A 14,151-nucleotide genomic window follows, 5' to 3' on the forward strand; every position below is an offset into this window, starting at 1 on the left:
GATGCCGGTCTTCTACGGAACCGAAGTCGTCTCGCCCCTGATGCTCGGCACCGCGCAATATCCCTCGCCCGCCGTTCTGGCCGAGGCCTTCCGCCGTTCGGGCGCGGGTGTCGCCACCGTCTCGGTTCGCCGCGAGGCGGGGGGCGCGCGGGCGGGGCAGGATTTCTGGCGCTTGATCGCGGGGCTCGGCGTGCGGGTGCTCCCCAACACCGCGGGCTGCCACAGCGCCCGCGAGGCGGTCACCACCGCCCAGATGGCGCGCGAGCTCTTCGAGACCGACTGGATCAAGCTCGAGGTGATCGGCAATGCCGACACGCTCCAGCCCGATCCCTTCGGCCTGGTCGAGGCGGCGCGGAGCCTCGTGGCCGAGGGCTTCAAGGTCTTCCCCTACATGACCGAGGATCTCGTGCTCGCCGACCGCCTCTTGCAGGTGGGCTGCGAGGTGCTGATGCCCTGGGGCGCGCCGATCGGGACGGGGCTGGGGCTGCTCAATCCCTACGGCCTGCGCAGCCTGCGCGCGCATTTCCCCGACGTGCCGATGGTGATCGACGCGGGGCTGGGTCTGCCGAGCCAGGCGGCCGCGGCGATGGAGATGGGCTTCGACGCGGTGCTCCTGAACACCGCCGTCGCCAGGGCGGGAGATCCCGCGGCGATGGCCGAGGGCTTCGCGAAGGCGCTGGAGGCCGGGCGTCTCGCCCACGGCGCCGACCCGATGCCGCCGCGCGACATGGCCGCCCCCTCCACCCCCGTGCTCGGAAAGGCCTTCCTGTGACGCTCGACCGCTTCTACCCGATCTTCGACGACGTGGCCTGGCTGCCCCGGGCGCTCCCCCTGGGCGTGAAGCTCGTCCAGCTCCGCCTCAAGGACCGCGCGCCGGACGACCTGCGCCGCCAGATCGCCGCTGCTCGCGACCTCTGCCGCGAGGCCGGCGCCGTGCTGGTGGTCAACGACCACTGGCGGATCGCCATCGAGGAGGGCTGCGACTGGGTGCATCTGGGCCAGGAGGATCTGGACGGTGCCGACCTCCCCGCCATCCGCCGCGCGGGGCTGCGCCTCGGCATCAGCACCCATGACCCCGCCGAGCTCGACCGTGCCCTCTCGCTCTCGCCCGACTACGTCGCGCTGGGGCCGGTCCATCCCACCGTCCTCAAGCAGATGAAGTGGCACCCACAAGGGCTGGAACGGGTGACGGAATGGAAACGGCTGATTGGCGCACTCCCCCTCGTCGCCATCGGCGGCATGAGCACCGCCCGTGCCCCGGGTGTCTTCGCGGCGGGGGCCGACATCGTCTCGGTCGTGACCGACATCACGTTGAACCCCAACCCCGAGGCACGGATCTCCGAATGGCTCGAGGTGACGCGATGAGCCGCTATGCCCGCCAGACCGCCGTGCTGGGGGAGGGTGCTCAGGAGCGGCTCCGGGCGGCGCGGCTCCTCGTCGTGGGGGCAGGGGGCCTCGGCGCGCCGGTGCTGCAATATCTCGTCGGGGCGGGGGTGGGGTACATCCGTCTCGTCGAGCCCGACCGGGTGGAGGAGAGCAACCTGCACCGCCAGACGCTCTTCCGCATGGGCGACCTCGGCCAGCCCAAGGCCGAAGCCTGTGCCCGCCACCTCGCCGGGCTCAACCCGGAGAGCGTGGTGGAGCCCGTGATGGCCGCGCTGGAGCCCGCCAACGCCCCCAAGCTCATCGAGGGGGGCGAGCTGATCCTCGACTGCGCCGACAGCTTCGCGGTCAGCTACATCCTCTCGGACCTGTGCCTCGCGCGGGGCCTGCCCTTCCTCTCCGCCTCCGTCACGGGGCGCGAGGGTCATGCGGGCGGCTTCTGCGGCGGCGCGCCGAGCCTGCGCGCGGTCTTTCCCGACCTGCCACAGCGGTTGGGCAGCTGTGCCGAAACCGGCGTTCTCGGCCCCGTCGTGGGTGTGATTGGCGCGCTGCAGGCGCAGATGGCGCTGGCGCTGCTGGCTGGGGAGACGGGTGTCCTCGGGCGGCTCGTCACCTTCGACGCCGCGACCTTCCGCGCGGGCGGCTTCCGCTTCGACGGGGCGGAGGAGCCCGCGCGGGCGCCGCGCTTCGTCTCCCCCTCGGAGATCACGCCAGGAGACCTGACCATCGACCTGCGCGGGGCGGAGGAGGCCCCGCTGCTCCACCCCGCCGCGCGGCGCTTGACCGTGGCCCAGGTCGGCCCCGGTATGGACCTGCCCGAACCCGGCCAGCGCGCCGTGCTCGTGTGCCGCTCCGGCCTTCGTGCCTGGAGGGCGGCGGAACGACTCGCCGCGATCTGGCCCGGAGACATCGCCCTCGTCGCCGCGGGCGACCCCGCTGTCACTCCATCAGGAGCTTCTCAGTAGTCGTAGCGGGTGTTGGGGTCGAGATTTCCAGAGAAGGAGTAGCCCACCTTGCCGTTGTCGACGTAGCCCTTGAGATACTGGTAGCTGTCTGCCGGAGAGGACACGTAGAGATAACCCTTGCATCCGGCGCACGTGGGATCGCCATCCTTGAACACGTCCCATTCGCCATTGATCGAAGTGGCGTCGCTGGAAGTGATGCGCACCAGCTTGAGCTCGAACATGTGGCCTGTCCCGTCCTTGGCCGAGCCCTTCGTGCTCAGGTTGCCGAATCCGTGCAACGATTTCTCCTGCCAGACGAACGTCGCGGAGCTCGCTCCCACGTTGTAGTCGGTGGACTGGTTCTGGGTGTGGTTGCTTTCATAGAAGAAGCTGATGGCCGACGAGCGGACGTTGTGGACCGGCAGGCCGCTGCTCCAGGCCAGGATCGGAATCGCCACCGTGACGGCCGCCAGTCCATTGAAAAAAGTCGGGGACATGTTGCTCAGCATGGTTCTCCTTGGGGGTGAGATGAAGGCCGGTAGGGGCTCCTACCGACCGTGGTGCCCAAAGCACCCGGAATGCCAACGGTTTGGGCACCGCCAAACCGCCGGCATTCCTGGATACCTGCCTGCCTGCTCCCTGTGAAGTGACAAATCTGGCCAGTGGAGTGACCAGATTTGTCAGTACCGACTCCAGCCGACGATCGCGGGAGCGGATTGCCGGGGAGCTGCGCATGCCGCGAGGATGGATGCTCCCATGGTCGGGGTCGCTGCCTATCGGCCGAAGCTGAAGTGACATTCCTTCGAGAGGTACGCCGTCACGACGTCCGAGATCGTCGAGTAGACCCCCTCGGTGGGGTGCAGGAGATCGGAGACGCTGCCGAAGTCGAAGTCCTCGTCCAGCGCCGTGTCGGTGTACTGGAGGAGGGGTGCGGTCTCGATCAGCTTGCCGACCTTGTCCCCCTTCTTGAACTTCTTCGGTTGGGCGAATGGGGCGAAGCCCTCCTCGGCGAGGAACTTCGGACCCAGGACCTGCCCGATGTCGAAGAACTCGATCGTCGATCGGGTGGGGAGGTAGTTGAACTTGACGTCGGTGTCGACCAGCTCCGACAGCCGGTTGTTGAAGTTGCGCGCGCCCGCCGAGATCTTCTTTCGAAGCGAAGCCGAGTCCTTGGGGGAGAAGCGCGGCATGTACTGCGGATCGGGAAGGCCGATGATGACCACGTGGGAGCCCTTGGCTTCATCGAGGAGGGCGCAGGCCTGGCTGAAGATGTACTCCGCGACTCCTGGCATCGCCTCGGGCTCTCGATTGACGGTGACGACGTCATTCGCGCCAATCCAGATGATGAAGAGGGTCTCCTTGTCGAGGAAGACGCTGTCCCACTTCTTGTCGCGCTCGGCCTTGTACTTCTTCACCTGCTCCTTCAGTGTCGAGAGGAGGGAGGACGTGAAGTATCCCCCCCAGCTCTCTCCGTCGGACTTGTGCCAGCCGACGGCCCCGCCCTCGGCGTAGTTGACGAGTTCCATCTTCCGCTGCCCGCCGGAGCCGGCGGTCGTCAGACTCATGTGCCGCTTCGACTCCGCCAGGGTGGCCTTCACATCGTTCGGGTCGAACATCTTCCCGCCGAGGGACTCCCAGAAGTAGTCGACCCAGTTCCTGCCGTCGGAGAAGCGGCCCCACTTGTTGAGCTGCACCATGGGGAGCTTGGACAGGCTGCGCGCCTTCATGTTGCCGATATCGGAGACGCTGTCCCCGAAGATGATGACCCTGCTGATGGTGGGCATGTCTGGACCTTGGGCAGTGGCGTGAGGCTGGGGGGTCGAGTGTAGGTGAGAGCCGCCAGCCCTGTCCAACGCATGGGCCGATTTCACTCCGAGAGGAGAGGATGCGCTGTTCCACTTCCGTTTCCTCATCGAGTCGCTGGTCCTCACCGTCATCGGAGAGATCGTCTGGATGAGCAAACATTGGTTTGGGTTGCGATCGAGAAGGATGGCGGTGTGACGCATGGGGAGAACCTGTCGGTGCGGAAGCATGGACCCCATGCGCCTCCTCAAGGAGTGCCTCCCTCCCTCACCGCTGTGGGTGCGCGCCTGATTTTATTCTCCGGGCCCGTTTTCTCCTTGAGCCGGTGACTTGTGCAGCGGCCGGCCTGCCGAGTCATGCGTGGCCACCCGTTGCCGTCCGGCGAGGAGGGCCCAGTTTGCCCTGGACTCGCGAGGCCTCCGGGCATCGCGGGCCCCACGTGACACCGAGAGGTAGCTGCAACGGAAACGTCACCGTCACGTGACACGTACGCGCAACCACGAGGAGACACACGTCATGGCGAACAGGGACTACGAGACGCGTCGGTATCTGGGAGAAGACCGGGAGCGCTGGTCGGGCCGGGAGCGGGACTTCGACGAAGGCTTCCGCGGCAGTGACATGGGGCCGAGGCAGGAGCGCGGCCCGTGGCAGGGCGGCCAGGGGTACTCGGTCGGCAACCGCGGGTTCGAGGATTACGGCCGGGGTCTCCGCGAGGACTCCAGCCGCTATTCCCGCGACCTCGGCCAGGGCAATTACAGCCAGGGGAGTTACAACCAAGGCGATTATAACCAAGGTCACTACAACCCTTCGGGCTACTCCACCTCGCGGGGCAGCTTCGGAGGCGGCGGGTACTCCGAGCGTGACCTCGGGTACGACCGGGACTACGGGACCTACGGGGCGCGCGACAGGAACGAGGGCCTCTACGGCCGCCGCGACTTCAACGAGCGTGGTCCGATCGAGCGGCTCGGCGACCGGTTCCGCGAGGGTCTGCGCAAGCTGGGCAAGGGGCCCAAGGCCTACACGCGCTCGGATGACCGCATCCGCGAGGACATCTACGACCGGCTCATGCACGGGTGGGTGAACGCCGAGCACGTGGAGGTGCAGGTGAAGAACGGTGAAGTCACGCTGACCGGCCTGGTCGAGGAGCGCCGCGACAAGCGCACCATCGAGGACATCACCGAGGATGTCCTCGGCGTGAAGGACGTGCACAACCAACTCAAGGTGGGCAGTCCCGAGCAATTCAACACCGGGATCTCCGGCACCTCGGTGACGAAGGTCGCCCGCTCGTAGCGCGGGAGGCAGGGCGGGCTCCCCGCGACCGCGCGGGGGGCCGCCGTGTCACTGCCTTCACGCGTCAGCGCCCGATGCAGCGCATGAAGCGTTTGAACTGCTTGCGGTCTCCGCGGAGCCGGAGCCGTCCCAGGAGCATGGCCTTGAGCGGGCTGCGGCCGCGGGTGATCTCCAGCCACGCGTTCGCGTCCGCCGTGACTTCCACGTCCACGGGCGCCACGTCGTCCTCCGCCAGGCTCAGCGCTCCATCGACGATGCGCGCCGTCGAGGTGAGCTGCTCCGCCCCGGTGAACGAGAACCGCACCGAGACCGTGAGGTCCTTGGCCCTTCCACGCTGGAAGAACCGAGGCATCGCGCCCAGGAAGCCCTTCACCGAGCGGGGGCGCATGCTGGTCGTCACCCGCTGGAGCCGCTTGTGCGGGAAGCGCTTGCGCGCGTAGGCCTCGGCATCCGACCCGGCGAGGACATACAGGATCTCTTCCTTCTGCTGCAGGGGGCGCAGCACCTGATCCATGAACGCTCCCCGTGAGCGCAGGAAGGGGCTGAGCACGTCCTCTCCCGCCGGACAGACGGCGAGGCAGTAGGCGGCCTTGTAGTTGGGCTTGTACGAGAGGCTCTGCCACATCGACGCCGTTTCGCTGTCGCTGACCCGATCGCGGTAGTCCTTCCCGTTCTTGCTGTCGGCGATGGCCTCGACCCAGTTGATGAAGCCGCCCATGAACTCGCGGTAGTTGTGGGTCGAGCAGCCCGAGAAGTCGAAATGCCCATCGGGGTGGATGGCGCCCACCGGGCAGGCGGCGACACAGAGCTTGCAATCGATGCAGGGATTGTAATCGACCGGCTGCCCTTCTTCCTCGACCCGTGCGTCGGTGAGGACCGTGGCGAGCAGGATGAAGTTGCCGAAGCGCGGGTGGATGACGTTGCGGTGCAACCCCATCTGTCCAAGCCCTGCCGCCACCGCCACGCGCTTGTGCGAGACCACCCAGGCCCGGCCAGGATAGCGGTCCATCTCCATCGGGAAGGCCATGGAGGGATTGACGGCGCGATGGCCCCTCTGTGCGAGGGCCTGGACGATTTCTCGGGCCGCCTCGTCGACGAGCTCGGACGTTTGATGGAATTCCCGGTTGGCCACGCTGCGCGCGGGGCTGCGGATGTTGTCCCGGTTCATTCGCACCACGATCGAGATCAGCGTGCGCACTCCTGGAAGGGCTTCCTCGACATAGGGGCGCTCCTCGGCCATCTCTGGCCGCTCGATCGAGACAAAACCCACGTCGTCCACGCCAGCCGCGAGGCTCACCTCGCGCAGCCACGCCGCCGTCACCGCCTCCGGAGCCCCGGCCGGATGGCGGCGCAATCGCTGCACCGTGGGATGTCGCGCCATCTTCGCCGGGATGCGCTCTTCCGTCACCAGGTCGCCCGTGACGGGGGCCTGCTCTTCTCGCGTTGCCATCGAGGTACCTCGCCCCTGACATGCCGCGCCCGCCCTGCTCCTCGTGGGCTCGTGCGACAGGATGGATTATGGGTATAATATTACTTGTGTAATCCGTCCGGTCAAGCGGACCCGCGGAGCGAAGGCATGGGCGGAGCGATCGACACCGAGATGGATGCGCGCGGGGGACTCCGCGGATTATAGAGGGCCCTCCATTTCTGGAGCCTTGGAGGGTCGTCGCGGATGACAGCGGGAAACATGCGGGAAAAGGTCTGTCTCATCACGGGTGCCACCTCGGGCATCGGGCTGGAGTCCGCACGGGGGCTCGCGGGTCAGGGGGCCACGGTGGTCCTGTCGGGACGGGATCCGGGCCGGGGAGAGGCCGCGCTCGCGGAGGTCCGCCGCACCGTCCCCGACGCGAAGCTGGACCTGCTGCTCGCGGACCTCACCTCGCTGGCCTCCGTCCGCAAGCTCGCGGAGGACTTCCAGCGCAAGTACTCGCGGCTGGATGTGCTGCTCAACAACGCGGGCCTCATCATCGACCGGCGCAAGGTGACCTCGGATGGCTTCGAGGCCACCTTCGCCACCAACCACCTCGCGCACTTCCTGCTCACCCACGAGCTGTTGGAGCTCCTCGCGGCCAGCGGTGCCTCGCGCGTGGTGAACGTCTCCTCCGAGGGCCACCGCCTGGGCTCGCTCGACTTCCTCGACGACCCGCAGGCCGAGCGGGGCGGCTATAGCCCAATGAGGGTCTACGGCAACTCGAAGCTGGCCAACATCCTCTTCACGCGCGGCCTGAAGCGGCGGCTGGAGGGCACGAAGGTGACCACCAACAGCCTGCACCCGGGCGTGGTGCGCACCGGCTTCGCCCTCAACTCCGAGGGCATCCTGAAGCACCTGATCAAGCTCGCCGCGCCCTTCATGCTCTCGGCCGAGGGCGGCGCTCGCACGTCGGTGTACCTGGCCTCCTCGCCCGAGGTGGAGGGCGTGAGCGGCAGGTACTTCATCAAGAGCAAGGTGGCCAAGGAGTCCCGGGCCGCCCAGGACGACGACGCCGCCGAGAAGCTGTGGCGGATGAGCGCCGAGCTGACAGGCGTCGGACGCTGAGCGGCAGCGCCCTCTGTCGATGGGGGCCTGCTCGGACTGCTCGCCGGGCCGCTCGCCGCCGCGGCCCTGCTGCTCATCCCCTCGGGACTTCACGAGGTCCCCAGTGCCGGTCACCGCCGCCGCTGTGGCCGCCTGGATGGCCCTCTCGTACCGCCGTGATGATGGTGCCCATTGGCATGGCGCTCGTTTCCCAGCCGAAGTCCGCCGAGGGCCGCCGGCTCGGGCACCTCGGCGCCGCGCTGATGCTCTCGGTCTCCTATGGCTCAAACATCGGAGGGCTCGGCACGAAGCACATGTTTTCCTCGGAACAGACTCCTTGGCTCCCGTTCTCTTCGCGAACCTCCTCATGTACCTTGGAGGTTGTTGAGCAGGAATAGCCAGGTAGAAAGGAAGAGTACGCGGTGGACAAAGAGATGAGTCTGATTGTTTCGATGACCACCATGGCGGTGCTCAGCGTCGGATGTGCTCACGGGCAACGGCTAGAAGAACGGGTCTACGTCATCTCCGAGGATGCGCGTGGAGTCGGCACTGCACTCGGAACTGGCGGAGCTGGCTTCCGCGATTGCGATGCGGAGCATGTCGAGTGCTTCAATGAGTGTTGGAACGCTCGTACTCTACCATGGCCTCACACGAAACGGGACGAATGGTATAACGAGTATTGCACCAGGGAATGCCGCAAGCGGTATATGGAATGAGAAAAGGAGAATGAGAAGAAGGCGAAGGAGCTGAAGTTCTCGCGCGTTGAGGACGCGGTTGGGTGGATCAGGATGCACAAGGCCGAAGTGGCGTTTGGTACGGTCGTCATCATCGCTGGCGTTGCCTTCGTCATTACGACTGGTGGCTCTGGCGGGCTGATTCTGGCTCCTCTTGCCCTCTAACCTGGTGCACCAATGACCTATCATTCAGACTTCGATGTTGACACCGTCATGAAGATGCTCGGCACTGTGGGCGCGAAGTACCCGGAGGGCACGCCGGAAGACGAAGCGCTCCGAATTGCCTCGGTAGCGTTGCTTTACCTCCGCGACATCCAGAAACTGGATGAATACCGTGATTATTTTCGGAGGTTCTTCACCTATAAGCCGGTGACCATTGCCCAAACGTTCGTGACGAGAGAGGAGGCGGACAAGTGGCTCGCCAGAGGAAATGCCAAGGATGGCGATCTCGTTAAAATCGCTGACCAGGGTTTTGTCGTGTACGAGATGCCGAAGGGATTGAAGTTCGTCCCGAGGCCCCTGCCGGAAGAACTGGAACCTCCAGATTCGAAGTAGGCCCCATCTCCGGAAACCGCCGTCCCGTATGCGCCTGCTCGGACTGCTCGCCGGGCCGCTCGCCGCCGCGGCCCTGCTGCTCATCCCCTCGGGGCTCCACGAGGTCCCCGGTGCCGGCCACCGCCCGGCCGCCGCCGCCGCCGTGGCCGCCTGGATGGCCCTCTGGTGGTTCACCGAGGCCGTCCCCATGGCCTGGACCTCCCTGCTCCCGCTTGTCCTCTTCCCCTCGCTGGGCGTCTTCGGCGTGCGCGGCCTTCCCTCCGCCGTGGGCCGCTCCGCCTTGCCCTACGTGGACCCCTACATCTTCCTCTTCCTTGGGGGCATGGCCCTGGGCGCCGCCCTGGAGCAGTGGCACCTGCACCGGCGCATCGCCCTGCTCATCATGCGCACCATCGGCACCGAGCCCCGGCGGTTGCTGCTCGGCCTGCTCCTGGCCACCGCGTTCGTCTCGCTGTGGATCTCCAACACCGCCACCGCCGTGATGATGGTGCCCATCGGCATGGCGCTCGTCTCCCAGCTCGAGTCCGCCGAGGGCCGCCGGCTCGGGCATTTCGGCGCCGCGCTGATGCTCTCGGTCGCCTACGGCTCCAACATCGGAGGGATTGGCACGAAGATCGGCAGTCCCACCAACTCCGTCTTCGCGGGCGTGGCCTCGCGGCGGCTGGCCGCCGAAGTGGGCTTTCTCGAGTACATGGTGGCGGCCCTGCCCTTCGTCCTCCTCTTCCTGCCGCTCGTCTGGTGGGTGCTGTGGCGCGAGGGCCGCCTGGACGCGCTCGGCCCCGGGCGGGGCTCGGACCTCATTGAGCGGGAACTGGCCGCGCTCGGGCCACTGTCGGGGGGCGAGAAGGTGGTGGGCACCGTCTTCCTGGTGGCCGCGGCGCTGTGGATGGGCGGGGACTTCTTGCGCGACGTGCTGGCCCCGTGGGTGGCCTCGGCCTTCGGGGGCTTCAAATTGCTGGGGAAGCACTACGAGGCGGCCGTGGCGATGCTCGCCGCCGGGACGCTGGTGTTGCTGGGGCGGCTGTCCCGAGGGGCGCTGGCCCGGGTGCCCTGGGACACACTGCTGCTGCTGGGAGGAGGCTTCGCGCTCGCCGCTGGCATCGAGGGCAGCGGCCTGTCCACCTACCTGGGCGTGCGCCTGGCGGGTCTGGAGTCCCTGGGCCTGCTCGCGCAGTACGGCGCCGTGGCCCTGTCCACCGTGGCCCTGTCCGCCGTGGCCTCCAACACCGCCACCGTGAACGTGCTGCTCAACGTGCTGCCCGGCTCGCTCCCCCTGCTCGCGGTGAGCACCTTCGCCGCGTCGTGCGACTTCGCCCTGCCCGCGGGCACTCCGCCCAACGCCATCGTCTTCGGCAGCGGCTATGTGCGCCTGCCCACGATGATGAAGCTCGGCGGGGCGTTGGACCTGCTCGCCTCCGCCGTGCTCACCCTCCATGGGCTCGTCTGGGTTCGCTTCGTGCTCGGTTGAGCGCGGACGGTCCGCTGTCGCGCGCTGCCGTGGCAACCCTGTTCGCCGGCGCTACGGCCGCCAGGCGTAGGGCGGCGCGATCGTGACGTCCGTCGGGTTCGAGAGGGACGGGGTGCTCGAGTCGACGAAGCCGGAGTAGGAGCCGCTCGACTTGTTCAGGCCCACGCCCCGGTATTCGACATCACCGAAGATCTGCGCCGTGCCCGAGGCCGACTGCTGGCCCTCGTAGAAGCCGAGCGGATAGAACGTGGAGGCGACCCTGGCCGAGCCGCTCACGCCGAAGCCGTTCGTCAGCACCGACAGCCCGGTGACGGTGCCGCCGGAGACGTTGCCCGACAGGACCACCGCGTGATCCTCGATGCGCGCCGAGCCGCTCACGGTTCCGCCGAGCACCTGCGCGTAGGGGCCGACGTACACGCTCGCCGGAACGCTGGTGGTGACGCAGCCTCCGCCGTTCGAGTGACGCTTCGTTCCCGTGGGACAGGCGTCCTGGCTGCCGGTCTTGAATCCCTCGGGCCAGGCATTCGCGAGCTGCACCATCCACGGGTAGCGATGGATGGTGTTGTACATCTGATCCCAGACGATCTGCTTCTGCACCGAGGGCGTTCCGACCACGACGAGGAAGAGCGATTCGCCGGGATTGATGCAGAACTCGAGCGCGCCGTCCGAGCCGCGCTGCATGGCGCTATAGCGAGGCGTGGTGATGGCGCTGTCCGTGGCGACGAGCCCCCAGCGCCAATCGGAGTCCGCTCCGCTCTGCGTCACGCCACGGAAGGTCACGGTCACGCTCGTGGCGCCCGCTTCCGGGTAGAGCCGCACGATGTTGTAGCCCCAGCGCTGCGGCGCCCAGCCGGTCGGCGTCGCGAAGCGCCGAGTCGTCGCGTAGTTCCCATCCAGCGGTTCGAGCTGGGTCAGCCGCAGGCGCTGCTCCGGCCTCGACTTCGTCGTGATCGAGCCATACCTCGCGCGGTAGGTCGGGCCCTGGTTGCCTCCGCTGGTGGGGGGCGGATCCTTGTAATCCCAGGTCACGTTGTGCATCGCCCACTCGCCGAAGAAGTCGTTCAGCTGGCTGATGTTCCAGCCGCGCGTCTTCATGATTTGCGAGAAGGGATCGTTGCTCGGGCTGCTCGTCCAGATTTCGTTGACCGCGCTGTAGCAGTATTTGTCCTTCAAGAACTCCATGAACTGCCAATTGCAGTAGCGGTCACGCGTCGAGCCCAGATAGACGTGCGGCGCGTTCACGGACATCTCGGAGCAATGCACCTCGCCGCGGTACTCGGGGAGCTGGTGCGGCATGAAGTTGGCGTGGCTCTCGTAGATCCAACCGCAGGTGTTCGACTGGTTGCAAGTCATGCCGCCGCTCACGCTCTGCACGGCGTGCATGAACTCGTGCCCGAGCCCCCAGTGATCATTGAGCGCGCCGGGGCCGATCCACATACCCATCCGCGTCGAGGACCAGGCGCCGCCGGAGAGACCCCATCCGGAATGCACGTGGATGCTGGCCTTGGTCTTGTTCGTCTGGTTGCAGAGCGGCTCCTTGAAGTAGATCGGCGAGCCGAAATAGAACTTCCAGATCGTGTTCTCGAGCGTGTCGAGCGCGGACTGGGCCGTGGAGTCGGAGATGGCCTCGTCCGAATAGATGGCGAAGTGCGCGGACTCCTTGATCAGCTTGAAGTTGGTGTGATCCGGATCCGGTCCGCCCGCCTTCCAGGTTCCCGCGGTGCAGGCTGGCGGTGAGGTCGGACAGCTCGTCGCCCAGGCCGTCGTCGTGGTTCCGGGATCACACGCGGTCACCAGCTTGCTTTCGCCGCCGCCGTTGGACTCGCTGCTGCCTCCCGTGTCGCCGCTGTTACATTCTCCGCTGGTGCATTCACCGGAGACGCCCTCTTCCTGCGTCGTGCCTTCGTCCGGAAGACATCCGGTTCCAAAGATGCCCATCACGAGCAGCAGGGCAGGGGAACGCAAGCTCCTGTGGATGATCATGCTTTGACTCCTCCTCGTCTGTTCGGCGACTTGAATCCCTGGCACAGCCGGCCAAAGAAGGGCGGTCGTGCCTTGAGATGGGTATACCTCATCATATCCTGTAAAAACCGTATAAAAAGCTTATGCAACAAATTGAGAAAACGAGAACGCATGTTCCGTAGCCCGGCCCCATTGGGTCTGGATGAATGGGAACGTAGGACAGCGGACGTCAGCGTCCCTGGCGTGGTGAGAATCATTGGGCCAGGGGCGCGCCGGGGTGCGGAAAGTTCTCCCATGGCGAAACTCGGACGACGCGCGTTCACCCTCGGCCTCGGGGCCCTGCTGTCGGGCGGCTGCTCACGATTCACTACCCGAGTCTTCGGCCGCCGCGCGGGCGCTTCGCGCCCGTACGGGCTGGAGATGACTGCGCTACCCCTTCTGGGAGTGCGCCGCGGGAGTGTACGCGCCTGGGACCGTACGGGAGGCGATGGCGAGCCGGTTCCACGCGTTGATGGTGACCACGGCGAGCGTCAGGTCGGCCAATTCCCGTTCGGAGAAATGCGGCTTCACGGCCTCATAGACGGAATCCGGCACGTGCCCCTCCCCGAGGTTGGTGAGGGACTCGGTCCACGAGAAGGCCGCTCGCTCGCGCTCCGTGTAGTAGGGGCTCTCCTCCCAGGCATTCAGCCCGTACAGACGCTGCTCCGTCTCTCCGAGCGCGCGTGCGTCCTTCCAATGCATGTCGATGCAGTAGGCGCAGCCGTTGAGCTGAGAGGCGCGCAGCTTGATGAGGTGGAGCAATCCCTCCTCCAAACCGCACTCGCTCAGGTACTTCTCGAGGCCCAGCATGGCCCGGTACGCCCCAGGGGCGACAGCCGCGACGTTGATGCGTGCTTTCATGTGCTTCCTCCTGGGAGGTTCTTAATGAGGGGGTCCTCCCCGGACGAGAGCCACTTCTCGGAACGCGGAGAGGGGAGAGACGTGGATGCCCGCGGAGGCCGCGCGCGCGGAGGCGGTGCGATCATCCATTCCCGGGGGCAGCCAGCCTGTCAGGTGCATGCCCGTGTCCGCGGGGTGCAGCTCGATCAACCCCGCCAGCTCGCGCCGGGCCTCTTCGACGAGCAGGGCCTGTCGCTCGGCGTAGAGGGTTCTCATGCGCCGCACGTGCCGGCCGAAGTGGCCCTCGGTGATGAAGCTGAAGGTGCCCGTGTAGATGACCCGCGCGTCCGGCGTCAGGCCCTGCAGGGACGCGAGCGGCCGGCCGACGTAGCGGTACTCGCTGTCGTAGTCATCCTCGAAGACCCAGGCATTCGAGCGCTCCGCCCATCGCAGGAGCGCCAGCCGGCGCCGATGACTCAGGGTGACGCCCAGGGGGAACTGGCTCGACGGAGTCACCGTGGCGAGCCTCGCGTTCGGGAACAGCAGCCGGACGGAGTGTCAGACGACTCGTAGCAGGCACGGCTCTGATACGAGTCCTTCGACACCCTTCCGGGAAGA

Annotated in this window: 13 protein-coding genes; 7 read left to right on the forward strand and 6 right to left on the reverse strand. The window is 66.7% G+C overall.

Features of this window, described 5'->3' with window-relative positions; translation table 11 throughout:
* Window position 1: 1 nt before the first annotated feature.
* The 3 genes from CYFUS_RS11335 to CYFUS_RS11345 are packed head-to-tail and all read left to right on the forward strand — an operon-like array spanning window position 2 to window position 2,348.
* Complete coding sequence (locus tag CYFUS_RS11335; protein WP_095985238.1) at window positions 2-772, forward strand: thiazole synthase; 771 nt, start codon at window positions 2-4, stop codon at window positions 770-772.
* The gene (locus tag CYFUS_RS11340) at window positions 769-1,365 is read left to right on the forward strand and encodes a thiamine phosphate synthase (RefSeq protein ID WP_095985239.1); all 597 of its coding nucleotides are present in this window, start codon (window positions 769-771) and stop codon (window positions 1,363-1,365) included. Before CYFUS_RS11335 ends, CYFUS_RS11340 begins: the two co-directional genes overlap by 4 nt.
* Window positions 1,362-2,348, forward strand: a complete 987-nt coding sequence (locus CYFUS_RS11345) for a HesA/MoeB/ThiF family protein (RefSeq protein ID WP_095985240.1) — start codon at window positions 1,362-1,364, stop codon at window positions 2,346-2,348. Before CYFUS_RS11340 ends, CYFUS_RS11345 begins: the two co-directional genes overlap by 4 nt.
* Here the strand turns inward: CYFUS_RS11345 and CYFUS_RS11350 are convergent.
* Both CYFUS_RS11350 and CYFUS_RS11355 read right to left on the reverse strand, forming a co-directional pair.
* The gene (locus tag CYFUS_RS11350) at window positions 2,342-2,836 is read right to left on the reverse strand and encodes a hypothetical protein (RefSeq protein ID WP_095985241.1); all 495 of its coding nucleotides are present in this window, start codon (window positions 2,834-2,836) and stop codon (window positions 2,342-2,344) included. The genes CYFUS_RS11345 and CYFUS_RS11350 overlap by 7 nt on opposite strands.
* Window positions 2,837-3,100: 264 nt before the next feature.
* Window positions 3,101-4,111 (reverse strand): SGNH/GDSL hydrolase family protein, encoded by a 1,011-nt coding sequence (locus tag CYFUS_RS11355; protein ID WP_157758387.1) that lies wholly within the window; start codon window positions 4,109-4,111, stop codon window positions 3,101-3,103.
* A gap of 535 nt (window positions 4,112-4,646) precedes the next feature.
* On the opposite strand from CYFUS_RS11355, the gene CYFUS_RS11360 reads away from it, so the two are divergent.
* Window positions 4,647-5,420 (forward strand): BON domain-containing protein, encoded by a 774-nt coding sequence (locus tag CYFUS_RS11360; RefSeq protein ID WP_095985243.1) that lies wholly within the window; start codon window positions 4,647-4,649, stop codon window positions 5,418-5,420.
* Between the two features lie 64 nt (window positions 5,421-5,484).
* On the opposite strand, the gene CYFUS_RS11365 is transcribed toward CYFUS_RS11360, so the two are convergent.
* Entirely contained in the window at window positions 5,485-6,870 is a 1,386-nt protein-coding gene (locus CYFUS_RS11365) for an SCP2 sterol-binding domain-containing protein (RefSeq protein ID WP_095985244.1), read from the reverse strand.
* Window positions 6,871-7,092: 222 nt separating this feature from the next.
* Here CYFUS_RS11365 and CYFUS_RS11370 point away from each other — a divergent pair, with 222 nt between their 5' ends.
* The 3 genes from CYFUS_RS11370 (at window position 7,093) to CYFUS_RS11385 (ending at window position 10,692) form a co-directional block, all read left to right on the forward strand.
* Complete coding sequence (locus tag CYFUS_RS11370; protein ID WP_198316540.1) at window positions 7,093-7,956, forward strand: SDR family oxidoreductase; 864 nt, start codon at window positions 7,093-7,095, stop codon at window positions 7,954-7,956.
* 926 nt (window positions 7,957-8,882) lie between these two features.
* Complete coding sequence (locus CYFUS_RS11380) at window positions 8,883-9,224, forward strand: hypothetical protein (protein WP_232537496.1); 342 nt, start codon at window positions 8,883-8,885, stop codon at window positions 9,222-9,224.
* A 28-nt stretch (window positions 9,225-9,252) separates the two neighbouring features.
* On the forward strand, window positions 9,253-10,692 hold the full coding sequence (locus CYFUS_RS11385) for an SLC13 family permease (protein WP_095985248.1): 1,440 nt from the start codon (window positions 9,253-9,255) through the stop codon (window positions 10,690-10,692).
* 51 nt (window positions 10,693-10,743) lie between these two features.
* Here the strand turns inward: CYFUS_RS11385 and CYFUS_RS11390 are convergent, their stop codons facing one another.
* From CYFUS_RS11390 to CYFUS_RS11400, 3 genes are all read right to left on the reverse strand, one after another.
* Window positions 10,744-12,675, reverse strand: coding sequence for a DUF6055 domain-containing protein (locus CYFUS_RS11390; protein WP_095985249.1), 1,932 nt, complete (start codon window positions 12,673-12,675; stop codon window positions 10,744-10,746).
* A gap of 408 nt (window positions 12,676-13,083) precedes the next feature.
* A complete protein-coding gene (locus tag CYFUS_RS11395) occupies window positions 13,084-13,554 on the reverse strand; it encodes a carboxymuconolactone decarboxylase family protein (RefSeq protein ID WP_095985250.1) in 471 nt (156 codons plus the stop codon).
* Between the two features lie 21 nt (window positions 13,555-13,575).
* The gene (locus CYFUS_RS11400; RefSeq protein ID WP_095985251.1) at window positions 13,576-14,049 is read right to left on the reverse strand and encodes a hypothetical protein; all 474 of its coding nucleotides are present in this window, start codon (window positions 14,047-14,049) and stop codon (window positions 13,576-13,578) included.
* Window positions 14,050-14,151: the final 102 nt, after the last annotated feature.

This window comes from Cystobacter fuscus (assembly GCF_002305875.1).
Lineage (GTDB): Bacteria > Myxococcota > Myxococcia > Myxococcales > Myxococcaceae > Cystobacter > Cystobacter fuscus_A.